This is a genomic window from Mycobacterium sp. E136 (genome assembly GCF_001666865.1).
Classification (GTDB): Bacteria; Actinomycetota; Actinomycetes; order Mycobacteriales; family Mycobacteriaceae; genus Mycobacterium.
In genome coordinates, this window is record NZ_LZJE01000144.1 from 1 (window position 1) to 21,885 (window position 21,885).

The 21,885-nt window shown below is 67.9% G+C and carries 19 protein-coding genes and 1 pseudogene; 5 read left to right on the forward strand and 15 right to left on the reverse strand.

Annotated features, from left to right (window positions below):
* From folC to A5698_RS09415, 4 genes are all read right to left on the reverse strand, one after another.
* The coding region (gene folC, locus A5698_RS09400; protein ID WP_068295777.1) for a bifunctional tetrahydrofolate synthase/dihydrofolate synthase at window positions 1-1,320 on the reverse strand (1,320 nt) is incomplete at its 3' end.
* Complete coding sequence (locus A5698_RS09405; RefSeq protein WP_068295779.1) at window positions 1,317-3,968, reverse strand: valine--tRNA ligase; 2,652 nt, start codon at window positions 3,966-3,968, stop codon at window positions 1,317-1,319. The genes folC and A5698_RS09405, both read right to left, overlap by 4 nt.
* 101 nt (window positions 3,969-4,069) lie before the next feature.
* Window positions 4,070-5,353 carry a saccharopine dehydrogenase family protein gene (locus tag A5698_RS09410; protein WP_068295781.1) on the reverse strand — a complete coding sequence of 428 codons (1,284 nt, stop codon included), beginning with the start codon at window positions 5,351-5,353 and terminating at the stop codon, window positions 4,070-4,072.
* A 10-nt stretch (window positions 5,354-5,363) separates the two neighbouring features.
* Window positions 5,364-7,391 carry an alpha/beta hydrolase family protein gene (locus A5698_RS09415; protein ID WP_068295797.1) on the reverse strand — a complete coding sequence of 676 codons (2,028 nt, stop codon included), beginning with the start codon at window positions 7,389-7,391 and terminating at the stop codon, window positions 5,364-5,366.
* Between the two features lie 69 nt (window positions 7,392-7,460).
* On the opposite strand from A5698_RS09415, the gene A5698_RS09420 reads away from it, so the two are divergent.
* Genes A5698_RS09420 through A5698_RS09435 form a run of 4 tightly spaced genes read left to right on the forward strand, consistent with a single transcriptional unit; the run spans window position 7,461 to window position 10,176 of the window.
* Window positions 7,461-7,865 carry a winged helix-turn-helix transcriptional regulator gene (locus A5698_RS09420; protein ID WP_231967359.1) on the forward strand — a complete coding sequence of 135 codons (405 nt, stop codon included), beginning with the start codon at window positions 7,461-7,463 and terminating at the stop codon, window positions 7,863-7,865.
* Window positions 7,866-7,884: 19 nt separating this feature from the next.
* Complete coding sequence (locus tag A5698_RS09425; protein ID WP_068295783.1) at window positions 7,885-8,415, forward strand: PaaI family thioesterase; 531 nt, start codon at window positions 7,885-7,887, stop codon at window positions 8,413-8,415.
* Between the two features lie 31 nt (window positions 8,416-8,446).
* A complete protein-coding gene (locus A5698_RS09430) occupies window positions 8,447-9,613 on the forward strand; it encodes an FAD-dependent oxidoreductase (RefSeq protein WP_068295784.1) in 1,167 nt (388 codons plus the stop codon).
* Window positions 9,610-10,176: a VOC family protein gene (locus A5698_RS09435; protein ID WP_068295785.1), complete on the forward strand. Its 567-nt coding sequence runs from the start codon at window positions 9,610-9,612 to the stop codon at window positions 10,174-10,176. Before A5698_RS09430 ends, A5698_RS09435 begins: the two co-directional genes overlap by 4 nt.
* Here A5698_RS09435 and A5698_RS09440 read toward each other — a convergent pair.
* From A5698_RS09440 to A5698_RS09465, 6 genes and pseudogenes are all read right to left on the reverse strand, one after another.
* The gene (locus tag A5698_RS09440) at window positions 10,160-10,675 is read right to left on the reverse strand and encodes a transglycosylase family protein (protein ID WP_067085097.1); all 516 of its coding nucleotides are present in this window, start codon (window positions 10,673-10,675) and stop codon (window positions 10,160-10,162) included. The genes A5698_RS09435 and A5698_RS09440 overlap by 17 nt on opposite strands.
* A gap of 217 nt (window positions 10,676-10,892) precedes the next feature.
* Window positions 10,893-11,126, reverse strand: a pseudogene (locus A5698_RS09445) (transglycosylase family protein); the annotation flags it as partial.
* A 1,102-nt stretch (window positions 11,127-12,228) separates the two neighbouring features.
* Complete coding sequence (gene mobA / locus A5698_RS09450; protein ID WP_084792356.1) at window positions 12,229-12,819, reverse strand: molybdenum cofactor guanylyltransferase; 591 nt, start codon at window positions 12,817-12,819, stop codon at window positions 12,229-12,231.
* Window positions 12,820-12,829: 10 nt separating this feature from the next.
* Window positions 12,830-13,900, reverse strand: a complete 1,071-nt coding sequence (locus A5698_RS09455) for a 2-oxoacid:ferredoxin oxidoreductase subunit beta (protein ID WP_067291819.1) — start codon at window positions 13,898-13,900, stop codon at window positions 12,830-12,832.
* Window positions 13,901-13,933: 33 nt separating this feature from the next.
* Window positions 13,934-15,889, reverse strand: a complete 1,956-nt coding sequence (locus tag A5698_RS09460; protein ID WP_068295789.1) for a 2-oxoacid:acceptor oxidoreductase subunit alpha — start codon at window positions 15,887-15,889, stop codon at window positions 13,934-13,936.
* 315 nt (window positions 15,890-16,204) lie between these two features.
* On the reverse strand, window positions 16,205-16,348 hold the full coding sequence (locus A5698_RS09465) for a hypothetical protein (RefSeq protein WP_156613767.1): 144 nt from the start codon (window positions 16,346-16,348) through the stop codon (window positions 16,205-16,207).
* A 106-nt stretch (window positions 16,349-16,454) separates the two neighbouring features.
* Here A5698_RS09465 and fdhD point away from each other — a divergent pair, with 106 nt between their 5' ends.
* Complete coding sequence (gene fdhD / locus A5698_RS09470) at window positions 16,455-17,279, forward strand: formate dehydrogenase accessory sulfurtransferase FdhD (protein WP_068295793.1); 825 nt, start codon at window positions 16,455-16,457, stop codon at window positions 17,277-17,279.
* A gap of 4 nt (window positions 17,280-17,283) precedes the next feature.
* On the opposite strand, the gene A5698_RS09475 is transcribed toward fdhD, so the two are convergent.
* From A5698_RS09475 to A5698_RS09490, 5 genes are all read right to left on the reverse strand, one after another.
* The gene (locus A5698_RS09475; RefSeq protein WP_156670679.1) at window positions 17,284-18,570 is read right to left on the reverse strand and encodes an MFS transporter; all 1,287 of its coding nucleotides are present in this window, start codon (window positions 18,568-18,570) and stop codon (window positions 17,284-17,286) included.
* Between the two features lie 173 nt (window positions 18,571-18,743).
* Window positions 18,744-20,024, reverse strand: a complete 1,281-nt coding sequence (gene clpX / locus A5698_RS09480) for an ATP-dependent Clp protease ATP-binding subunit ClpX (protein WP_067085034.1) — start codon at window positions 20,022-20,024, stop codon at window positions 18,744-18,746.
* Window positions 20,025-20,316: 292 nt separating this feature from the next.
* Window positions 20,317-20,640: a hypothetical protein gene (locus A5698_RS28930; RefSeq protein ID WP_197506725.1), complete on the reverse strand. Its 324-nt coding sequence runs from the start codon at window positions 20,638-20,640 to the stop codon at window positions 20,317-20,319.
* Between the two features lie 92 nt (window positions 20,641-20,732).
* Entirely contained in the window at window positions 20,733-21,392 is a 660-nt protein-coding gene (locus A5698_RS09485; protein ID WP_067085036.1) for an ATP-dependent Clp protease proteolytic subunit, read from the reverse strand.
* A partial coding sequence (locus A5698_RS09490) for an ATP-dependent Clp protease proteolytic subunit (protein ID WP_068295795.1) occupies window positions 21,389-21,885 on the reverse strand: 497 nt, incomplete at its 5' end. The genes A5698_RS09485 and A5698_RS09490, both read right to left, overlap by 4 nt.

A 21,885-nucleotide genomic window follows, 5' to 3' on the forward strand; every position in this document is an offset into this window, starting at 1 on the left:
GGTCTCGATCGCGTCGGGCAGCGTAGCGGCCGTGACCACGCGTTCGGGCCCGAACTTCTGCTCGGCGAGCAGCGCCAGCCCCTCGATGTCGAGCGCGCGCGGTGAGCCGTTGTGGGTGACGACGATCTGGTCGAACACCGGTTCCAGCGCGGCCAGGATGCCGTCGACGTCCTTGTCGCCCATTACCGAAACGACGCCGACCAGGAACCGGAAGTCGAACTCCTCCGTCAACGCTTGGGCCAGCGCCGCGGCGCCCGCGGGGTTGTGCGCGGCGTCGATGAAAACCGTTGGCGCACTGCGCATTCGCTCCAGCCGGCCCGGGCTCGTCACCGCGGCGAAACCCGCCCGCACGGCATCGATGTCGAGTTGGCGCTGCGCGCCGGCACCGAAGAACGCCTCGACGGCCGCGAGCGCCAGGGCGGCGTTGTGCGCCTGGTGTTCGCCGTGCAGCGGCAGGAAGATGTCGGAGTAGAGCCCGCCCAGCCCCTGTAGCTCCAGCAGCTGCCCGCCGACCGCGACCTGCCTGCCGAGCACCGCGAACTCGGAGTCCTCACGGGCGACGGCCGCGTCGGCGCGCACCGTCTGCGCCAGCAGCGCTTCCATCGCCTCCGGGGCTTGCCTGGCGATGATCGCCACGGTGCTGATATCTGTTCCTGACGGAACTATCTCGTCTTCCTGTTTGCCGATGATTCCGGCCTTCTCCGCGGCGATCTCGGCGAGCGTGTCGCCCAGGTACTCGGCGTGGTCCACCCCGATAGGGGTGATCACCGCGACGGGGGCGTTGACGACGTTGGTGGCGTCCCAGCGCCCGCCGAGGCCGACCTCGACGACGGCCACGTCGATCGGCGCGTCGGCGAACGCGGCGAACGCCATCGCCGTCACCACCTCGAACTTGCTGAGGCGGGGGGCGCCAGCGGCCTCGGACTGCTGATCGACCAGTTGCACGAACGGCTCGATCTCGCGATAGGTGTCGACGTAGGTCGCGGGACTGATCGGCTTGCCGTCGATGGAGATGCGCTCGACTGCCGACTGCAGGTGCGGGCTGGTGGTGCGGCCGGTGCGGCGGTGCAACGCGGTCAACAACGCGTCGACCATCCGCGCGACGGACGTCTTGCCGTTGGTGCCCGCGATGTGGATCGACGGATATCCGCGCTGCGGTGAGCCGAGGAGCTCGAGCAACGCCGAGATGCGGGTCGTGCTGGGTTCGAGTTTCGTTTCGGGCCAACGCTGGTCGAGCAGATGCTCGACCTGCAGGAGCGCCGCGATCTCGTCCGGTGACGGCTCGGGTTCCGGAGGCGGCCGGTCGTCCGGCGCGGTCATCGGAGCGCGGCCAACCTTGCGGTGATGCGGTCGACCTCCTCTTGAGCGACCTGCTGGCGTCCGCGGATCTTGTCGACCACCTCCGCGGGCGCCTTCGCCAGGAACGCCTCGTTCCCGAGTTTGCCTGTGGTGCTGGCCAGTTCCTTCTGCGCCGCCGCGAGGTCCTTTTCCAGGCGACGCCGTTCGGCGGCCACATCCACGGTGCCCGAGGTGTCGACCTCCACGGTCACGGTGCCGCGCGACAGCCGCACCTCGATAGCCGCGGTCGGGGCGAAGCCGTCGCCGTCGGTGGTCAGCCAGGCCAGCGACCGCACCGCGGGCACCTGCGCCTGCAAGTCCGCACCGGCGATGTCCGACAGCCGGGCCGGGACCTTCTGCCGGTCGTTGAGCCCCTGGTCGCTGCGGAAGCGGCGCACCTCGGTGATCAGCTTCTGCATGTCCGCGACGCGTTGCGCGGCAACCGGATCGAGCTCGAAGCTCGACGCCGCCGGCCAGTCGGCGATGACCAGCGATTCGCCGCCGGTCAGGGTCTTCCACAGCACCTCGGTGACGAACGGCATCACCGGATGCAACAGTTTGAGCAGCGTGTCGAGCACCGCTGCGAGCACCGCTGTCGTGTGGTCGATGCCGTCGGCCAACTGCACCTTGGCCAGCTCGACGTACCAGTCGCAGAACTCGTCCCATGCGAAGTGGTACAGCGACTCGCACGCCCGGCTGAACTCATAGGCGTCGAACGCCGAATCCACCTCGGCGCGAACCTGTTCCATGCGGCCCAGGATCCACCGGTCGGCATCGGTCAGTTCGGCGGTCTCGGGCAACGGGGCGGGTGCTGCGCCGTTCATCAGCGCGAACCGGGTGGCGTTGAACAGCTTCGTGGCGAAATTACGGGACGCGCGGGCGTGGTCCTCGCCGATGGACAGGTCGCCACCGGGGCTCGCACCGCGCGCGAGCGTGAACCGCAGCGCGTCGGCCCCGAAGATCTCCACCCAGTCCAGCGGGTCGATCCCGTTACCGCGCGACTTGCTCATCTTGCGGCCGTGCTCGTCGCGAATCAGCCCGTGCAGGAAGACGTTCTGGAACGGCACCTGCGGCCCGCGCTGACCGTCGAGGGTGATCGCGGGGTCATCGGCGACGAACGTGCCGAACATCATCATCCGCGCCACCCAGAAGAACAGGATGTCGTAGCCGGTGACCAGCACGGTGGTCGGATAGAACTTGGCGAGGTCTTTCGTGTGGTCGGGCCAGCCCATGGTGGAGAAGGGCCACAACGCCGAACTGAACCAGGTGTCGAGTACGTCGGGGTCCTGCTCCCAGCCCTCGGGTGGTGTCTCGTCGGGGCCGACGCAAACCGTCTCGCCGTCGGGCCCGTGCCAGATCGGGATGCGGTGGCCCCACCACAGCTGCCGCGAGATGCACCAGTCGTGCATGTTGTCCACCCACGCGAACCACCGCGGCTCGAGGCTGGGCGGGTGAATCACGGTGTCGCCGTTGCGAACCGCGTCGCCGGCGGCCTTGGCCAACGCCTCGACCTTGACCCACCACTGCAGAGACAGGCGCGGTTCGATCGGCTCGCCGCTGCGCTCGGAGTGCCCGACGCTGTGCACGTACGGGCGCTTCTCGGCGACGATGCGGCCCTGCTCGGCCAGCGCCTCGCGCACCTTGACCCGGGCTTCGAAGCGGTCCTGACCGTCGAATTCGGTTCCCGTGCCGGTGATTCGGCCCTTGGTGTCCATGATCGACGGCATCGGCAGCTGGTGACGAAGGCCGATCTCGAAGTCGTTCGGGTCGTGCGCGGGCGTCACCTTGACCGCACCGGTGCCGAATTCGGGGTCGACGTGCTCGTCGGCGACGATGACGATTTCGCGGTCGATGAACGGATGCGGCAGCGTCTTGCCGACCAGGTCGCGGTAGCGGTCGTCGTCGGGGTGCACGGCGATCGCGGTGTCGCCCAGCATCGTCTCGACGCGGGTGGTGGCGACCACGATGTGCGGTTCGGCGTCGTCGAGCGAGCCGTACCGGAACGACACCAGTTCGCCTTCGATGTCTTCGTATTTGACCTCGAGGTCCGAGATCGCGGTCTCGAGCACCGGCGACCAGTTGACCAGTCGCTCGGCCTGGTAGATGAGCCCGGCGTCGAAGAGCCGTTTGAAGATCGTGCGCACCGCGCGGGACAGGCCCTCGTCCATGGTGAACCGGTCGCGGCTCCAGTCCACGCCGTCGCCGAGGCGGCGCATCTGCGCGCCGATGGTGCCACCGGATTCGCGCTTCCAGTCCCAGACCTTGTCGATGAACAGGTCCCGGCCGAAGTCCTCTTTGGTCTTGCCGTCGACGGCGAGTTGCTTCTCGACCACCGACTGCGTCGCGATCCCTGCGTGGTCCATGCCGGGCAGCCACAGCACCTCGTAGCCCTGCATGCGCTTGCGGCGGGTCAGCGCATCCATCAGCGTGTGGTCCAGCGCGTGACCCATGTGCAGGTTGCCTGTGACGTTCGGCGGCGGCAGCACGATCGAATAGGCGGGCTTGCCGCTGGTGGCGTCGGCGGTGAAGTAGCCGGCCTTGACCCAACCCTCGTAGAGGTCGCTCTCCACCGCGCCCGGATCCCAGGACTTGGGCAGGGCTTCGGCAGAGGACGGGGGGCTGGCGGTCACCCCGCAATTCTAGGAACGCGGCCGGGGCGGTCGCTAACTGCCCCGAAACGCGGCCGAACAGGGCGGTTTCCGCCCCGCGACCGCTGTGACGTGGGCTACCCCTAAAGGCGTTCCGTCGTCAACGTCACCCCCGCGGCAGGCAGCCGGGTGAGCAACGCATCGCCCATGGCCGCGGCCGGTGTCAGCACGCCGCGTAAGTCGGAGAGCTTGTCGCGGTCCAGCGCGAGCGCCAGCGCGCTCTCCCCCAGCAATACCGACGTCGCCTTGTAGCCCGGATCGCCCTTCTGCGACATGACCGCGCGATAGCGGGCGCCCGTGGTGGCCCTGGCGTAGGTCTCGACGTCGTAGTAGCCGCTCTCCCGGACGCGTTCGCTTGGACCGGTGCCCGGTTTCGGCAGCACGCGCTCGACGAGCGTGTTGGGCACCCGGTGGAAGAAGCGCGTTCCCAGCGCCATCGTCGCGGTGTTGCCGGCCGCGGACAACGCCGACGCGACCGGTGCGAGCGCCGACTTCCCCATGCTCATCTGCTCGCCGTATTCGAACCGGCGACCGTAGGCGTGATCGAGTAATTCGTTGCTGCGCCGCACGATTCGGGTGTTGACCGCGGCCATCACGAAGGGTCCGAACCAGTAGCCGCGCAATTCCGGGGCGATCTCGGCGCCCCTGCGCCACCGCAGGTCAGGCTGACCGCCGAACTCGGGCTCGTTGGCCCGGTCCTGGCTGAGCGTGTAGGGGTCGTTCATCAGCCGCCGAGCCTCGGGGTTTCCTGCGGCCTCGCGCATGACCTCGATCAGCGAAGCGGCGGTCCCGCCCGAAACGCCGCCTTTGAATCCGCGCAGCACCAGGTTGGTGTCGGTGAGCTCGCCTGCGCCGTCCTGCTGTGCGCGCCGATACAGGGCAAAGACCGTGAGATCGGAAGGGATGCAGTCGAATCCACACGAGTGCACGATGCGCGCGCCGGTGCGGGCGGCCTGCTCGTGATACTGGTCGATGCTGTCGCGCATGAACAGCGGTTCGCCGGTCAGATCCGCGTAGTCGGTGCCGGCCGCCGCGCACGCCGCAACGAGGGGCAGGCCGTAGCGGGCGTAGGGCCCGACCGTCGTCACCACGACGCGGGTCTGTGCGGCCATCGCGTTCAAGGTCGACGGTTGTGACGCGTCCGCGGTGATCAGCGGCCACGAAGCGGCCTTGTCACCCAACGAGTCTCGGACCGCGATCAGCTTGTCGTGAGATCGGCCGGCGAGCGCGATCCGGACCTCCGGAGCCGTTCTGGCCAGGTATTCGGCGGTGAGTTTGCCGACGAACCCAGTGGCCCCGTACACGACGATGTCGAAATCCCGCTGCGATGTGGAATCTCGCCGGCCGCCCGGCTCCGGTGCGCTCATGGTCGCGACGCTACCCGAGCGTCTCGGGCTCCTCGACGTCCTCACCGAGCACGTGCCTGGCTAGGAACCCGATCACCACCTGGTACCAGATCTTGGCGTGTTGCGGTGTGAGCACCCAGTGGTTCTCCGACGGGAAGTACAGAAACCGGTGCTGGCTGTCGCCGTCGGCGTCGGCGGGCAGCCCCGAGTGGGTCAGCAACTCGTACCAGAGCCGCAGCGCCTCGCCGATCGGGACGCGGTAGTCCTTGTCGCCGTGGATCACGAGCATCGGCGTGCGGATTCGGCCGACGTGGCGGTGCGGGGAGTTCTGTTCGGCCATGTCGCGGGTCATCTCACGCAGCCAGTAGTACGACGAGTCGGTGGTGGCGCCGAACTGGTCGAGCGCCCAGAGGCTGGCGTGGGTGACGATCGCGTCGAACCTGTCGGTGTGGCCGGCGACCCAGTTGGCCATGTAGCCGCCGAACGAGCCGCCCATCGCCGCCGTGCGGGAGGCATCGATGCGCGGATGTGCGCAGGCCGCGTCGGTGATGGCCATCAGGTCCTCGAACGGGGCGCCGCCCCATGCGCCCCAGCCGCGCGCGACGAAGTCCTGCCCGTACCCGGTCGAGAGCCCGGGGTCGGGCAGCAGCACGGCATACCCGCGGGCGGCCAGCAGCCAGGGATTCCATCGCCACGACCACACGTTCCAGCTGTTCAGGGGGCCGCCGTGGATCCACAGCAGCAGCGGCGCCTCGCCATCACCCGCCGGCAGCACCAGCCATGAGCGCACCCGGGTGCCGTCGTCGGTCGTCGTCTCGAGTTCGGTCAGCGTGCCCGGCAGCGGCGGCGCCTCGACGCAGGGCAGTTCGGTGATCGCGCCGTCGGGATCAATGCGCACCGGGTGCGGCGGCTCGGCGTAGGAGCTGCGCAACGCGAACAGCGCACCATCAGGCGCGGCGGCCACGTCGGAGTAGCAGTGGTCGTCGAACGTCAGCTGAGTCACCGCACCGTCGGCGACGTCGACTCGGAACACCGGTGCCCGCCCATCCTGGTCGGCTGTGACGATCACCGCCGAACCGTCGCGCAGCCACGTCACCGAGGCCGGCCAGCGGTCCCAGTCGGCCGCGAGCGTCGTGGGTTCCTCACCAAACCGCATACAGCCCAGCATGATCCGCGGCGGAGTGTCGGGCGTCGAGAACGTCTCCCGGAGGTACACGACCGTCGACCCGTCCGGCGAAATGGCCGGACCCCAGACGTCTGCGTCGGGATCGTCGACCAGCACCGTGCGCTCGCCGCTGTCGAGGTCGATCTCGACCAGCACCGAATGCCGGGACGCGCCCGGTGCCGGCCGTTGCCACGTGGTGATCAAGAACTGCCCGTCGGAACTGATGTCGTAGTCGGAGTCGCGCAGGGCACCGCCGGGCGCGGCGGTCAGGTCGCGGACGTCTTGGCTGCGGGCGGTATCGGCGGTCAGGTCGACGCCGAGCAGGTGTGGTTCGCCGGGCCCGAGATCGGAGTCCCAGTGCCGGATCGGATAGCCGGTATGCAGGATCGCGGTGATCTTGTTGTCTTTGCGGAGATCGCGGAGCCGACGGTCGTCCTCGATCGTCCGCGCCGACGGCATCAGTGGTGAGCGCACCACCGCGGCATCGGCATCGCGGGCCGGGCGCACCGCCTCGACGCCGCCGGGCAACGCCAGCACCTGCGCCGCCTCCCCGCCGGTGGCCGGGAGCCGCCACAGCGCGGCGGGCGGCTTGTCGTCGTCGCCCGTTGGGCGGGCGGCGACGAACAGTAGGTCGCCGCCGGCCGCGAACACGGGCGCCGACTCTCCCGTGGTCCCGCGCGTCAAGCGGCGCGCCGGCTGCACGCCGGCGGGATCGAGCTCCCACACCGCGGTGACGTATTCGGTTCTCTTGTCGTTCAGTTCGGCGATGGTGGTCACCAGCCGCGTGCCGTCCGGCGACAGTGCCAATCCCGAGACACGGGGCAGCCCGACGTACTCGTCGAGGTCGTCGAACGGTGCGCGATACGAGGCGGTGTGGGGAGCCGTCGCGGTCATGCCCCGTTCGTAGCACACGAACCGGCCGCCTTCCTGCGTCGAGACCCGAGTGAGTTTGATTTTCAAACCATGGCGCGGCATGATGGTGCGGTGTCGACGATCACCACCGTGCCGTTGGCGGAGCTGCCCGGCCGGCCCTGTCCCATCGCGGCCGCCCTCGAGCTGGTCGGCGAACGTTGGGCGCTGTTGGTGGTCCGTGAAATCGCGCTGGGAGCAACGCGTTTCAGTGACATCGTGCGCGGAACGGGCGCGCCGCGCGACCGCATCGCCGCGAGGCTGAGGGCGCTGGAGCAGGCCGGGGTGGTCGCACGGTCGCGCTACCAGGACGCCCCGGAGCGCCATGAATACCGGCTGACCGACTCCGGTCGGGCGTTGTTACCCGTTCTCGACGCACTGCTGGCGTGGGGTCAGGCCCACGCCGTCTCCGAGTTCGACCCCGACCGGCAACGCCGGTATCCCCCGCTCACCTCCTGAGCCGATCGAAGGAAACCCGATGACCCTCGAACTGGAGAAGACACCCGGCCGCGAGGACTGGGGCCCGCAGCGTTCACGCACAGTGACCTGGCACTCCCCCGGTCCGGGCACCGCCAAGGGCCTGTCCATGGCGGGTATCGACTACCTGCGCGCAATGGCCGAGGGCGAGCTGCCGCCCGCGCCGATCGGCGGGCTGATGCAGTTCGACATCGCGAGGGTCGAGCCGGGCCGTGTCGAATTCACCTGTGTGCCGGACGAATCCGCATACAACCCGATCGGTGCGATTCACGGCGGGCTCATCTGCACCCTTCTCGACTCGGTGACCGGCTGCGCGGTGCACAGCACCCTGCCGCAGGGCAAGGGTTACACGTCGGTGGAGATCAAGGTGAACTACCTCAAGGCGGTTCGCCTCGACAGCGGCGTGCTCACCGCGACCGGCACCGTGGTCAAGGTTGGGTCACGGGTCGGCTTCGCCGAAGGTGTGGTGACCGACGGCTCCGGCACCGTCGTGGCCACCGCGAGCAGCACGCTGTTGATCTTCGACCTGTAATCCGACGCCTTCCGCGCGCTAGTTTCGGTGCATGCCGAAGCGGATCGTTGTGATCGGAGCGGGCATCGCCGGACTGGCGACCGCCGTCGCGCTGCAACAACGCGGACACGACATCACCCTGGTCGAGGAGCGCACCGACACGTCGTCGGGGGCCGGGATCAGCATCTGGCCCAACGCGTTGGCCGCGCTCGACGACATCGGCCTCGGCGACCCGGTGCGTCAGGCCGGCGGCCGGATCACGGCGGGCGCCGCGCGGTGGCGCGACGGCAGCTGGCTGCGACGGCCCGAAGCGCAACTCATCGTCACGTCCCTGGGCGAACCACTCGTGGTCATCCGCCGTTCGGCGTTGACGTCGATCCTGGCCTCCGCGCTCGCCGACGGCACCGTGCGGGCCGGCGTGGCGGCCGAGGCGCTCGCGGTGACCGCCGACGGCGTCCGGGTCAGGCTGGCCGACTCCACGGTGATGGACGCCGAGGCCGTCGTCGGCGCCGACGGCACCCACTCGATGGTCGCGCGCCATCTCAATGGACCTCTGCGCAACACCTACGTCGGCTACACCGCGTGGCGCGGGGTGGCGCATTGCCGGCTCGACCCCGAGCTCGCGGGTGAAACGCTCGGTCCCGCGGTCGAGTTCGGTCACGTCCCGATGGGCGAGCAGGACACGTACTGGTTCGCCACCGAGCGGGTGCCGGAGGCGACGAGCGCGCCGCAGGGCGAACTGGCGTACCTGCGGCAGCGGTTCGCGTCCTGGGCGCAGCCCGTTCCCGAGATCCTGGCCACCACCGATCCCGCCGACGTGTTGCGCAACGACCTCTACGACCGCGACGAGGCACGTCAGTGGTCGCGCGGCCCGGTGGTGACCGTCGGCGACGCCGCCCACCCGATGCGCCCGCACCTCGGGCAGGGCGGCTGCCAGGGGCTGGAGGACGCCGCGATCCTGGCCAGGTTCCTCGACGGGGACGACGACATCGCCGCGGCATTCGCGCGGTTCGTCGCCTTCCGCCGGCCGCGGGTCCGCTCACTGGTGCGCGAATCGCGGTTCATCGGCCGCGTCATGAACCTGCCGCCCGCGCTCAGCGCGCTGGCCAGCCGCGCGACGGTGCTGGGACCCGACGCGTTGGTGGCTCGCCACTTGGCCGCCGTGGCCGCGCGCTCGGCATTCCGGCCGCCCACCGACCGCGACCTGTCCACGGCGTGAGCGTGCACCTGGGCCCCCTGGTCGTCGAGTCCGCCGACCCGCATGCGATGACCGCCTTCTGGGCCGAGGTCCTCGGCAGCGAGGCCGCGCGCAGGCTGCTGGTCTTCCGGCCGCAGGACCGTCCGAAGACGGTGAAGAACCGCGTCCATCTCGATCTCTACGTTCGCGACACCGAGACACTGACTGACCTCGGCGCCCGCATCATCGCCGAGCACACCGGGTGGGCGACGCTCGCGGACATCGAGGGCAATGAGTTCTGCGCCTTTCCCGACGACCAGGGCGACGCGGACCCGCCGGCGCGGGTGTTCGCGATCTGCACGGACAGCGCCCGGCCCGAGGAACTCGCCAACTGGTGGGCCGCCCGGGTGGGAGCCGAGGTGCGCGACGGTCCCGACGGGACACCGCGGTGGCTCTACCGGTCGGCCGGCTGGGACGACCTCATCTGGAAGTTCGTCCGCGTCGACGACGAGCGCGTCGTTCCCAACCGGTGGCGATGGAGCGTCGACTCGGCCCCTGACGGCCCCATCGACCCGCAGGGCAACGAGTTCAGCGTGCTCCGCTGAGCGTGCCGATCGGGTTCAGCAGCGCCGTGCACATCTGACGCGGGTTGACGAAGCCGAACAGCCCGCTGGACGGCATCGAGGCGCAACCCGTGGCCGAGGCAGGCACCGTCCGCGCAGGAGCGGAGGGCGCCGAGGGCGTGGTCCACACCGCGGGCGTGGCGCCGCGGGGCCCACACTTCGGCCACGCTTTCAGGCCCTGCGTGCGCAGGACGTTCTCGGCGACGCGGATCTGCTCGGCGCGCGAGGCGGTCGCCGGGTTGCCGACACCGCCGTTGGAGGCCCAGGTGGCCGGCTTGAACTGCAGGCCACCGTAGTGGCCGTTTCCGGTGTTGGTCGCCCAGTTGCCGCCGGATTCGCATTCGGCGATGGCATCCCAGTTCACCGAATCGGCGTTGGCGGTGGCCAGCGAGGCGTCGGACAGGGCCATCGGCACCATCGCGAGCGCTCCGGAGATCGCCGCGGCCCACATGCCCTTGATAACTGCGGTACGAACGTTCATCTCTGCGGTCCTTCCCCGACCGTTTTCACAAGGCCCGCATCCGAGAACCCCTCGATCTCCGCTGCGGTCATCCGGTGTGTCGGGTGATGAACGTCACGTGTTACGCGAGGGTCAAAAGTTTTATTCGTTACTTAATTGGCGTAAGAGCCCTCTGAGAAAGAAGAGGCGGTGCCGGAGTCATCCGGCACCGCCTCTTGTAAAAGACGAAATACGGCGTTTAGCCGCGACCGCCACACACCGGCCATGCGCCGATGCCCTGTGACTGCAGCACGTTCTCCGCGACGCGGATCTGCTCTTCCCGGCTGGCGTTGTGCGGCGAGCCGCTGCCGCCGTTGGCACGCCAGGTGCTCTGGGTGAACTGCAGGCCGCCGTAGTAGCCGTTACCGGTGTTGATGGACCAGTTGCCACCCGATTCGCACGCCGCGACGGCGTCCCAGTCCACACTGTCCGCATTGGCAGTGCCGGTGGCCATTGCCATGGGCGCCAACGCGAGCGCACCGGCAAAGGTCGCCAGGCCGAATGTCTTGCGGATGTTCTTCAACTTCTATCCTTTCGCCACGCGCGCGCCACTACACACCCGCGCCGAAGCGCACGGGATGGGCATGCCTGTCGAACAGGCCGGATTTGGGCCGCACCGTCTCGGTCGGGTGCGACAGCGGGAGGCCAGAAGTGCCTCGCCGGGCGTCAGCGCCGGCGGCCGCCGGAGGCCTCGCCTCCTACAGCCCCACTCACACGCAGGTTCGTGGTTTTTGAAATTATTTGCTCCGGTAGAGCCGGTTTGGACCGTACAAAAGAGGCTCCGCCGAAGTCATATCGAGCGAAGGCGTGTCGCGGGCAGATAACGGAACGATCACGACGGTGATCGCCTTTCGTTATCCCAGGTCATTCGCGTGTTTGACGGAGAGATCAAATTAAACCTCTCGGGCGACATCCGTGAGCCATCTCACGGCCTATTTGTGAACTGGAACACGGGCGCCCGATGCAGCGAGGACCGAGGATCGGCGAAACCGCGGCGTCGGTGTCGAAGTTGGCTCGGTACCACGGAGACGTGCCCGTCCCCGCTCGACGCCTTCGCTGTTTCGCCCCGGGACCGGTCGCTCAAATCTTCTGCGCGTCAACTAGTCACGCGAAACACATCGGTAGGTGTCGCGGACGGCGGCCACGTCCTTCCCGGCAAATCCGTTCGGCGATCCGACCTTTCGTCGTCACCGAGGGGCGCCGCGACCTCGCGTCAGCATCGCAATCCCGCGGATCGGGCCCGTACGACGCCCCGCACCCCAATCGGACCAGTCGCGAGCCTCGCATTCAGTCGGGGCCGTGCGCCGTAATGGGCCACAAGGAGGCCGAATTCGCACACCACCGCCGCGCGCCGTCGGCGAAAGCCCCTGTCACCCAGGCGCATTCACGATCCGGTTTCCGGGCGCTGCGCCTATCGCCGGTGGCGAGATATTCGCAATTCGGTGCGGTATATCACGGTAATCTAGCGGAGAAATTCGGTGGCACGAATTCGAGGTACAGTAACGCGAATTGAAGGTAATTCTTAAGAGAATTTGCTAGGCGATTTGCACGTCGCGAATCGATGCGAGATCGGCGGCGGTGTTGACGTTCGTCAGCGCCCGCTGCTCGGGCATCACGATCCGCTGAGTGTCGACCCGGTCGACCAGCGCGCGCATGCTGCGCTCGCCCGCAGCCACCAGTCCGGCGACGCGGCCGGCCAGCGCCGTGCGGTAGACCCCGGCGAGGTAGTGGTCGCGACCGTCCCAGGGCAGCACGACGTCGGCGTGGAGCCGGATGGCGGGCCCGGCCAGTTCGTCGATCAGATCGGTCGTCAGCAACGGCATGTCCACCGCGGCGACGAACGCCAGTTCGGATCCGGCCTCGGCGGCCGCCCGTAACCCTCGACCGGTCGCCAACAGCGGACCCACGCCGCGGACCTCGTCGCGCAGAATCTCGGCGTCGAGCGCGGGCAGTGCCTGCCCCGGCGCGGCGATGACGTACAGAGGCGCGCACCGTGGCTTGAGGATGCTCACCATCCGCTCCACGAGCGTGGTGCCTTCGTACGGCAGCGTGGCCTTGTCGCGGCCCATGCGGCGGGAAGCCCCGCCCGCCAGGATGATTCCGGCCAACGGAACGGTGGTCGTCATGACCGAGACGTTAGTCGACAGTCCAGGTGTCTTTGCCCCGAAGCAGCGACTGAAGCGCCGCCGTGTCGTGCGCTTTCTCGGAGCGGGCCGCGGCGACCTGCTGGCGGGCGGCGTCGTCGTAGGTCGGCTTGCTCACCTGACGGAAGATGCCCATCACCATGTGCTCGAGGTTCTGGTCCGACAGCCGCGACAGCGCGAACGCGTAGGCCGGGTCCTCGAGGTTCGCGTCGTGGATGACGATCTCGTCGGCCGACACATCGGCGGTCTTGGCGATCTCCAGCCCGTAGCCGGACTTCACCACGCAGTACTCACCGTCGGCACCGAACGTGACGGGTTCGCCGTGGGTGAGGCTGATCAGCCGCTCCTCGGCCCCCTCCTTACGCAGGGCGTCGAAGGAGCCGTCATTGAAGATCGGGCAGTCCTGCAGGATCTCGACCAGCGCCGCGCCGCGGTGTGCGGCGGCAGCGCGCAGCACCTCGGAGAGCCCCTTGCGGTCGGAGTCCAGGGCCCGGCCGACGAACGTGGCGTCGGCACCGAGAGCCAGCGACACCGGGTTGAACGGGTAGTCCAACGAACCCATCGGGGTCGACTTGGTGACCTTGCCGACCTCCGACGTCGGGGAGTACTGCCCCTTGGTCAGCCCGTAGATCCGGTTGTTGAACAACAGGATCGTGATGTTGATGTTGCGGCGCAGCGCGTGGATCAGGTGGTTGCCGCCGATGGACAGCGCATCGCCGTCACCGGTGACGACCCACACCGACAGGTCCTCGCGCGCGAGCGCCAGGCCGGTGGCGATCGTCGGCGCGCGGCCGTGGATCGAGTGGAACCCGTAGGTCTCCAGGTAGTACGGGAAACGGCTCGAGCAGCCGATGCCGCTGACGAACGCGATGTTCTCGCGGCGCAACCCCAGTTCCGGCAGGAAGTTGCGGATGGTGTTGAGGATGACGTAGTCACCGCAACCGGGGCACCAGCGGACCTCCTGGTCGCTGGTGAAGTCCTTCGACTTCTGCGGCTGATCGGTCGTCGGCACCAGGCTGGTGCCCGCGGTCAACCCGAGATCTGCTCCGGCTAAGTCAGTCATTCGCGATCCGCCTTCGCTCCTCGCTCGTGTCGGTCATGCGTTCGCTCCCACACCGCTCACTCCGACCTCGACGGTGGCCGCCGCCAGTCGTGCGAACTTCGCTTTGTCACTTTCCTTCTCACCGAGCGTTCCGTCCAGTGCCGCATCGATGATGCCCTCGACCTCGTCGGCCAGGAAGGCCATGCCTTCGACCTTGGTCACCGACTGGACGTCAACCAGATACTTGCCCCGCAGCAGCAGGGCGAGTTGGCCCAGGTTCATCTCCGGGCACACGACCGTCGGGTACCGCCGCAGCACCTCACCGAGGTTGGCCGGGAACGGGTTGAGGTTGCGCAGGTGCGCCTGGGCGACCTTGATGCCCTTGCGGCGCGCCCGGCGGCAGGCCTCACCGATCGGCCCGAAGCTCGAGCCCCAGCCCAGCATCAGCAGCTCCGCGTCGCCGGTCGGATCGTCGACCTCGAGATCCGGCACGGTGATGCCGTCGATCTTGGCCTGGCGCAGCCGGACCATCAGGTCGTGGTTCTTCGGCTCGTAGGAGATGTTGCCGGAGCCGTTGGCCGCTTCCAGTCCGCCGATCCGGTGCTCGAGGCCGGGCGTACCGGGAATCGCGAACTGGCGCGCCAGGGTCTCGGGATCGCGGGCGTACGGCTGGAACGGCTCGCCGGACTTGGCGAAGGTGTGCTCGATGGCCGGATAGCTGCTGACGTCCGGAATCCGCCACGGCTCAGAGCCGTTCGCGATCGCGCCGTCAGACAGGATCACCACCGGCGTGTGGTAGCTGACCGCGATGCGGGCGGCCTCCACGGCGACGTCGAAGCAGTCCGACGGCGAACGGGGCGCGAGCACCGCAACCGGCGACTCACCGTTGCGGCCGTACATCACCTGCAGGAGGTCGGCCTGCTCGGTCTTGGTCGGCAGGCCCGTCGACGGCCCGCCGCGCTGCACGTCGATGACGATCAGCGGCAGTTCGGTCATCACGGCCAGGCCAATCGCCTCGGACTTCAGCGAGATGCCCGGGCCCGAGGTGCTGGTGACGCCGAGGGCCCCGCCGTAGGAGGCGCCGATGGCCGCGCCGATGCCGGCGATCTCGTCCTCGGCCTGGAAGGTCAGCACGTTGAAGTTCTTGTGCTTGGACAGCTCGTGCAGGATGTCCGACGCCGGGGTGATCGGGTAGGTGCCGAGTACGACCTGAAGGTCGGCGAGTTGACCGGCGGTGACGAGGCCGTAGGCCAGCGCGGTGTTACCCGAGATCTGGCGGTACTCACCGGATTTCAGCTTGGCGGGGGCAACCTCGTAGGTGCTGGCGAAGGCCTCGGTGGTCTCGCCGTAGTTCCAGCCGGCCTTGAGCGCGAGCACGTTGGCCTCGGCGACATCGGGCTTGCGCGCGAACTTCTCGCGGATGAACGCCTCGCTGTGCTTGAGTTCGCGGCCGTACATCCACGACAGCAGGCCGAGCGCGAACATGTTCTTCGCACGCTGGCCGTCCTTCTTCGAGGCGCCGATCGACTCGACCGCACCGAGGGTCAGCGTCGTCATCGGGACGGCCTGCACGACGTAGTCGGACAGCTCCTCGGTCTCGAGCGGGTTGGCCTCGTAGCCGACCTTGGCGAGGTTGCGCTTGGTGAACTCGTCGGAGTTGGCGATGATCAGACCGCCGCGCGGCAGATCCGAGACGTTGGCCTTGAGCGCCGCCGGGTTCATCGCGACGAGCACGTCGGGGCGGTCGCCTGCAGTGAGGATGTCGTAGTCGGCGATCTGGATCTGGAACGACGACACACCGGGCAACGTGCCCTGCGGCGCGCGGATCTCAGCGGGGTAATTCGGTTGCGTGGCAAGGTCATTGCCGAACAGCGCGGCTTCGGAGGTGAACCGGTCACCGGTGAGCTGCATACCGTCGCCGGAGTCGCCGGCGAAACGGATGACGACCTTCTCGAGCTTCTGTCGAGGACCCGCACTCCCCGGACTGACCGCGTTGTCGTTCGCTGCCACGAGGCCTGCCTTCCACGCTGCGTGGGGATGTCCTCCGAGTCACTGTCGAGTCGACGCGCCGACGGTGGACGTCCACCAAAGTTTTGATGTCACTGCCAGTACCGATTATTGCACTTCTCTTAGGCAGCCCTTCACCGGACTCGCCCGCGGCGTGCCGCCGGTAGGGAGTCGAACGTACAGCTCAGCCGATGTGTTGATGCCTCGCGTGAGACAAAACTGTGTTGTTCGTCACGTCCGCGAGACAATAATTCTAAGGAAATGGTTACCGCTCAGTAGCCGCTAGCTAGCACCGTCTCGGCGCTGGTCGTCGCGTTGTCAGCCGGTATCTGCCGACGTCTCGGCGCGCCGCTGGTGCCAGCGCAGACGTAGGAGCAGCAGGTTGCGGTGCGCGAGGAAGCCGGCCGACAGCGGGTCACGCCAGACCGGCGTGCGGCGGTGCGGTTGCAGTTCGTTGGGCACGCATACATTGTGCCGTCCGCACGACGCCGACGCCGCTTCGTGAGCTGGCGTCGTGATGAACAGCACGGAAACGTTATCTACGACCGTTCGCCCTAGGGTGGGTGTCATGGGTCGGGTCACAGCCAGGCGGCGGGTACAGCACGTGACCATGGACGCCGCGGTGGCGCGGCCGGAGACCCTCGCCGTCGAGGAACCGCTGGAGATCCGGGTCAACGGCGCCGCCATCACGGTGACGATGCGCACGCCGGGCTCCGACGTCGAACTGGCTCAGGGTTTTCTGCTCACCGAGGGTGTGATCGGGGGGCGTGACGACGTCGTGGCGGCGCGCTATTGCAAAGGGACGGGCGCCGACCAGCTCAACACCTACAACGTGCTCGACGTGACGCTGGCGCCCGGCGTCGCGATGCCCGATACCGATGTGACCCGAAACTTCTACACCACGTCCTCGTGCGGGGTGTGCGGAAAGGCGTCGCTCGAGGCCGTGCAGCTGAGCAGCCGCCATGCGCCCGGTGACGACCCGTCGACCGTGTCCGCCGAGACGCTGGCGGCGCTGCCGGCCAGGCTGCGCAAGGCCCAGAAGGTGTTCGCCAGCACCGGCGGGCTGCACGGCGCGGCCCTGTTCGACAGCGACGGCGCCACGCTCGTCGTCCGTGAGGACATCGGCCGCCACAACGCCGTCGACAAGGTCATCGGCTGGGCGGTGGAGCAGAACCGCGTCCCGCTGACCGGAACCGTGCTGCTGGTCAGCGGGCGCGCCTCGTTCGAACTGACGCAGAAGGCGGTGATGGCGGGCATTCCGGTGCTGGCCGCGGTGTCGGCGCCGTCGTCGCTGGCCGCCGATCTGGCCGCGGCGTCCGGGCTCACGCTGGTGGCCTTCCTGCGAGGCGAGTCGATGAACGTCTACACCCGGCCCGATCGCATCGTCCGCTGAGGGCCTAGATCCGCGATCCTGCGGTCTCCGGCAGCTTGACGGTGCAGATCAGGCTGACCGCCGCGAGCGCACCCATCATCACCGCGACGGCCCACCCGCCGTACGAGTTGAGCAGCGTCGGGGAGACCACGGGCGGCAGCGCACCGCCGATGACGGCGCCGAACGTGTGCGCCAGCGCCGCCCCGGTGTAGCGGTACTGCGGCGCGAAGATCTCCGGCAGGAACGCCGCCAGCGGCCCCATGCACATTCCGATCAGCGCGTAGGTCGCCACGATCGCCACACCGAACACCAGCCGGTTTCCGTTCTGCACCAACGGAAACAGCACGAACGACCACGGCACCGCGATCGCGAAGCCAACGGTGACGACGCGTTTGCGCCCGTAGGTGTCGCTGAGCGTCGCCGCCGCGATCACGACCAGCACCTGACACAGTCCGCCGATCACGCCGACGAGCAGCACCAGGTTCGTCGAGTAGTCCAGGTGGTCCGCGGCGTAGTGCGTGAAGAACGTGCTGGCCTGGAAGACGAGCATCGGGGCACACACGGCGACGCCCGATGCCAGCAGCATCTGGCGGCCCTGGCGTCGCAGCAGCGCCGCGATCGGGGTGGCCGGCTCGGCGGGCTCCTCGTCGAGCGCCGGGGAGTCCTCCACGCGCAGCCGGATGTAGAGCGCCGTCGCGATGAGCACCGCCGACAGCAGGAACGGGATGCGCCATCCCCACTGCAGGAACGCGTCGTTGTACGAGCCGAAGCCGAAGTGCACCAGAAGGAACACCACGTTGGCCAACACCACTGCGGTGCCGAGGCCGAGCTGGGTGAACATGCCGTAGAACCCACGCCGGTGCGCGGGCGCGTTCTCGGCGCTGAGCAGCACCGCCCCGGCCCACTCGCCACCGACCGCGAAGCCCTGGATCAGGCGCATGGTGATGAGCAGCAGCGGTGCGGCGATGCCGATCGACGCGGTGCTCGGGATCAGGCCGACGCCGACGGTCGCGATACCCATCAGCAGCAGCGTCATCACCAGCGTCTGCTTGCGGCCGATCCGGTCGCCGAAGTGGCCGAACACCGCCGCGCCCACCGGGCGGGCAAGGAATGCCGCGGCGAAGGCGCCCAGCGCGGCCGTCGTCTTCATCACATGGCCCAGGTTGGGGAAGAACACCGTCGGGAACACCAGCGCTGCCGCAGTGCCGTAGATGAAGAAGTCGTAGAACTCGATGGCTGAGCCGACATAACTGGCGATCGAGATGCGTCGCAGCGACGGGGGCGCAGGGGTAACCGCTGTAACCGAAGTCATGCCGACGATGTTCACAGCGTCGGCGCGCGAAATCCTCAGGGGATCGGACGATTACCGAGTGGAATCCGTTGTCCCCCAATCGGAGGACTGCTAGATCGCCGCTTGATCGTCGTTAAGCAGGGCTCGATCGCTTAACTCCTCAACGCGGCTCGTTCCTCGCCGCTTGATCGTCGTTAAGCAGACTTGTCGCGGCGCTCCGGGCGCGACGGCTTGCGCGGCACGATGGTCGGCAGCACGTTGTCCTGGACGGTCTCCTTGGTGACGACCACCTTGGCGACGTCGTCGCGGCTCGGGATGTCGTACATCACCGGCAGCAGGACTTCCTCCATGATCGCGCGCAGACCACGAGCGCCGGTGCCGCGGTGGATGGCCTGGTCTGCGATCGCCTCCAACGCCTCGTCGGTGAACTCGAGTTCCACGCCGTCCATCTCGAACAGGCGGGTGTACTGCTTCACCAACGCGTTCTTCGGCTTGGACAGGATCTGCACGAGCGAGTCCTTGTCCAGGTTGGTCACCGACGCCACGACGGGCAGGCGGCCGATGAACTCCGGGATCAGCCCGAACTTGATCAGGTCTTCGGGCATGACCTCGGCGAAGTGGTCCTGGGTGTCGATCTCGGCCTTCGAGTGCACCTCGGCGCCGAAGCCCAGTCCGCGCTTGCCGACACGGTCGGAGACGATCTTCTCCAGACCCGCGAACGCGCCCGCGACGATGAACAACACGTTGGTGGTGTCGATCTGGATGAACTCCTGGTGGGGGTGCTTGCGACCGCCCTGCGGCGGCACCGACGCCTGCGTGCCCTCCAGGATCTTCAGCAAAGCCTGCTGGACACCCTCACCGGAGACGTCGCGGGTGATCGACGGGTTCTCGCTCTTGCGGGCGATCTTGTCGACCTCGTCGATGTAGATGATGCCGGTCTCGGCGCGCTTGACGTCGTAGTCCGCCGCCTGAATCAGCTTGAGCAGAATGTTCTCGACGTCCTCGCCCACGTATCCGGCTTCGGTCAGCGCGGTGGCATCGGCTATGGCGAACGGGACGTTGAGCATCTTGGCCAACGTCTGCGCCAGATAGGTCTTACCGCAACCGGTCGGCCCGAGCATCAAGATGTTGGACTTGGCCAGTTCGACGGGCTCGGAACGCGAATCGCGGGTCTTCTCCCCCGCCTGAATTCGCTTGTAGTGGTTGTAGACCGCAACCGCGAGGGTGCGCTTGGCGGCGTCCTGCCCGATGACGTAACCCTCGAGGAATTCGCGGATTTCGGCCGGCTTGGGCAGTTCGTCGAGTTTTACGTCGTCTGCGTCGGCGAGTTCCTCTTCGATGATCTCGTTGCAGAGATCGATGCACTCGTCGCAGATATAGACGCCCGGACCCGCAATGAGCTTCTTAACCTGCTTTTGACTCTTGCCGCAGAACGAGCACTTCAGCAGGTCACCGCCGTCTCCAATGCGCGCCATGGTGGTGGGGTCCTACTTTCCTCGCAGCCGGTGAAGCTTCTTTTCTGTGGTTGCCTCGGGTGGTTCACCCGACGCTACCCGTTTGTTCCCGCGCGAGGCGACCGATAAAGCCGAATCGCGCCAGTGGTATTCATCTGTGTTCGCGCCAACATATCGTCTGATTACCCTCGGACCCCAGCGAACGCGCCGCCGTGTCTCTGGCGTGTCGTCGCCGTGACCGGACCGAGAGGCCGTCGGCACCCAAAGTACCCGTATTCCGGCGCCGTGCACGGCGCCGGTCGACTCCGTCGATCTATCGGCGGCCGGGTCCTGCGGGTCCGGGCCCGGCCGGTCCCGGCCCAGCCGGCCCTGGCCCGACGGGTCCCGGTCCGGCGGGGCCCACCACTCCTCCGACACCGACGGGGCCAGCGGGGCCCACCACCGGCGCGGGGTTCAGATACACGTTGACGTCATTGGGGACGCATTGATCGGTGTACATGTCCCAGTACGTGCCCGCGGGACAAGCCGGTTCTTGGGCGTCGCCGATCGCGGGTGAGGCGATGGCAGCGAGACTCCAGACCGCGGCCGTCGCCGCCAACGTCGCCGCCACCGAGCGTGCTCGCACCCCCACCGTCATCGCAGTCCTCCCCTACCGTCCCCTGGCGTGCAGACAGCGTGCCACGCCGGACGAGGTCGCAGACCCCGTTTCGCGTGGTTCGGGAACCGTGATCAGGCGGTCTGTGCCGACAGCTTGCGGTACTCCAGGACGGTGTCGATGACGCCGTACTCCTTGGCCTCATCGGCGGTCAGGATCTTGTCGCGGTCGGTGTCCTTGCGGATCTGCTCGGGCGTCCGGCCGGTGTGATGGGCCAGCGTCACCTCCATCAGCGTGCGCATCCGCTCGATCTCCTTGGCCTGGATCTCCAGGTCGGAGAACTGACCCTGGATGACGCCGGCGAGCGCGGGCTGGTGGATCAGCACGCGGGCGTTCGGCAGCGCCATGCGCTTACCGGGCGTACCCGCCGCCAGCAACACCGCGGCGGCCGAGGCGGCCTGCCCGAGGCACACCGTCTGGATGTCGGCGCGCACGTACTGCATGGTGTCGTAGATCGCCATCAGCGAGGTGAACGAGCCGCCGGGCGAGTTGATGTACATCGTGATGTCGCGATCGGGATCGAGCGACTCGAGCACCAGCAGCTGGGCCATGATGTCGTTCGCCGACGCGTCGTCGACCTGCACCCCGAGGAATATGATGCGTTCCTCGAAGAGCTTGTTGTACGGGTTGGACTCCTTGACGCCGAAGCTGGAGTGCTCGATGAACGACGGCAGGATGTAGCGGGCCTGGGGCTGCACGCGGGCGTCCAAGGACGGATGGATGTGATCGGTCATTTGTCTAGTCCTGCTCCTGGTCCTGAGCCGTTGACGCTCGCGCTGGTGATGATGTGGTCGACGAAGCCGTACTCGAGGGCCTCCTGCGCGGTGAACCAGCGGTCGCGGTCGGAGTCCGCTTCGATCCGCTCGATCGGCTGCCCGGTGAACTCGGCGTTCAGCCGGAACATCTCCTTCTTGATGACCGTGAACTGCTCGGCCTGGATGGCGATGTCGGCCGCGCTGCCGGTGACCCCGCCCAGCGGCTGGTGCATCAGGATGCGGGCGTGCGGCAGCGCGTAGCGCTTGCCCTTGGTACCCGCGGCGAGCAGGAACTCGCCCATCGAGGCGGCCATGCCCATGGCGTAGGTGGCGATATCGCACGGCGCCAACACCATGGTGTCGTAGACCGCCATACCGGCGCTGATCGAGCCGCCGGGCGAGTTGATGTAGAGGTGGATGTCCTTGGTGGGATCCTCGGCCGACAGCAGCAGAATCTGCGCGCAGAGCTTGT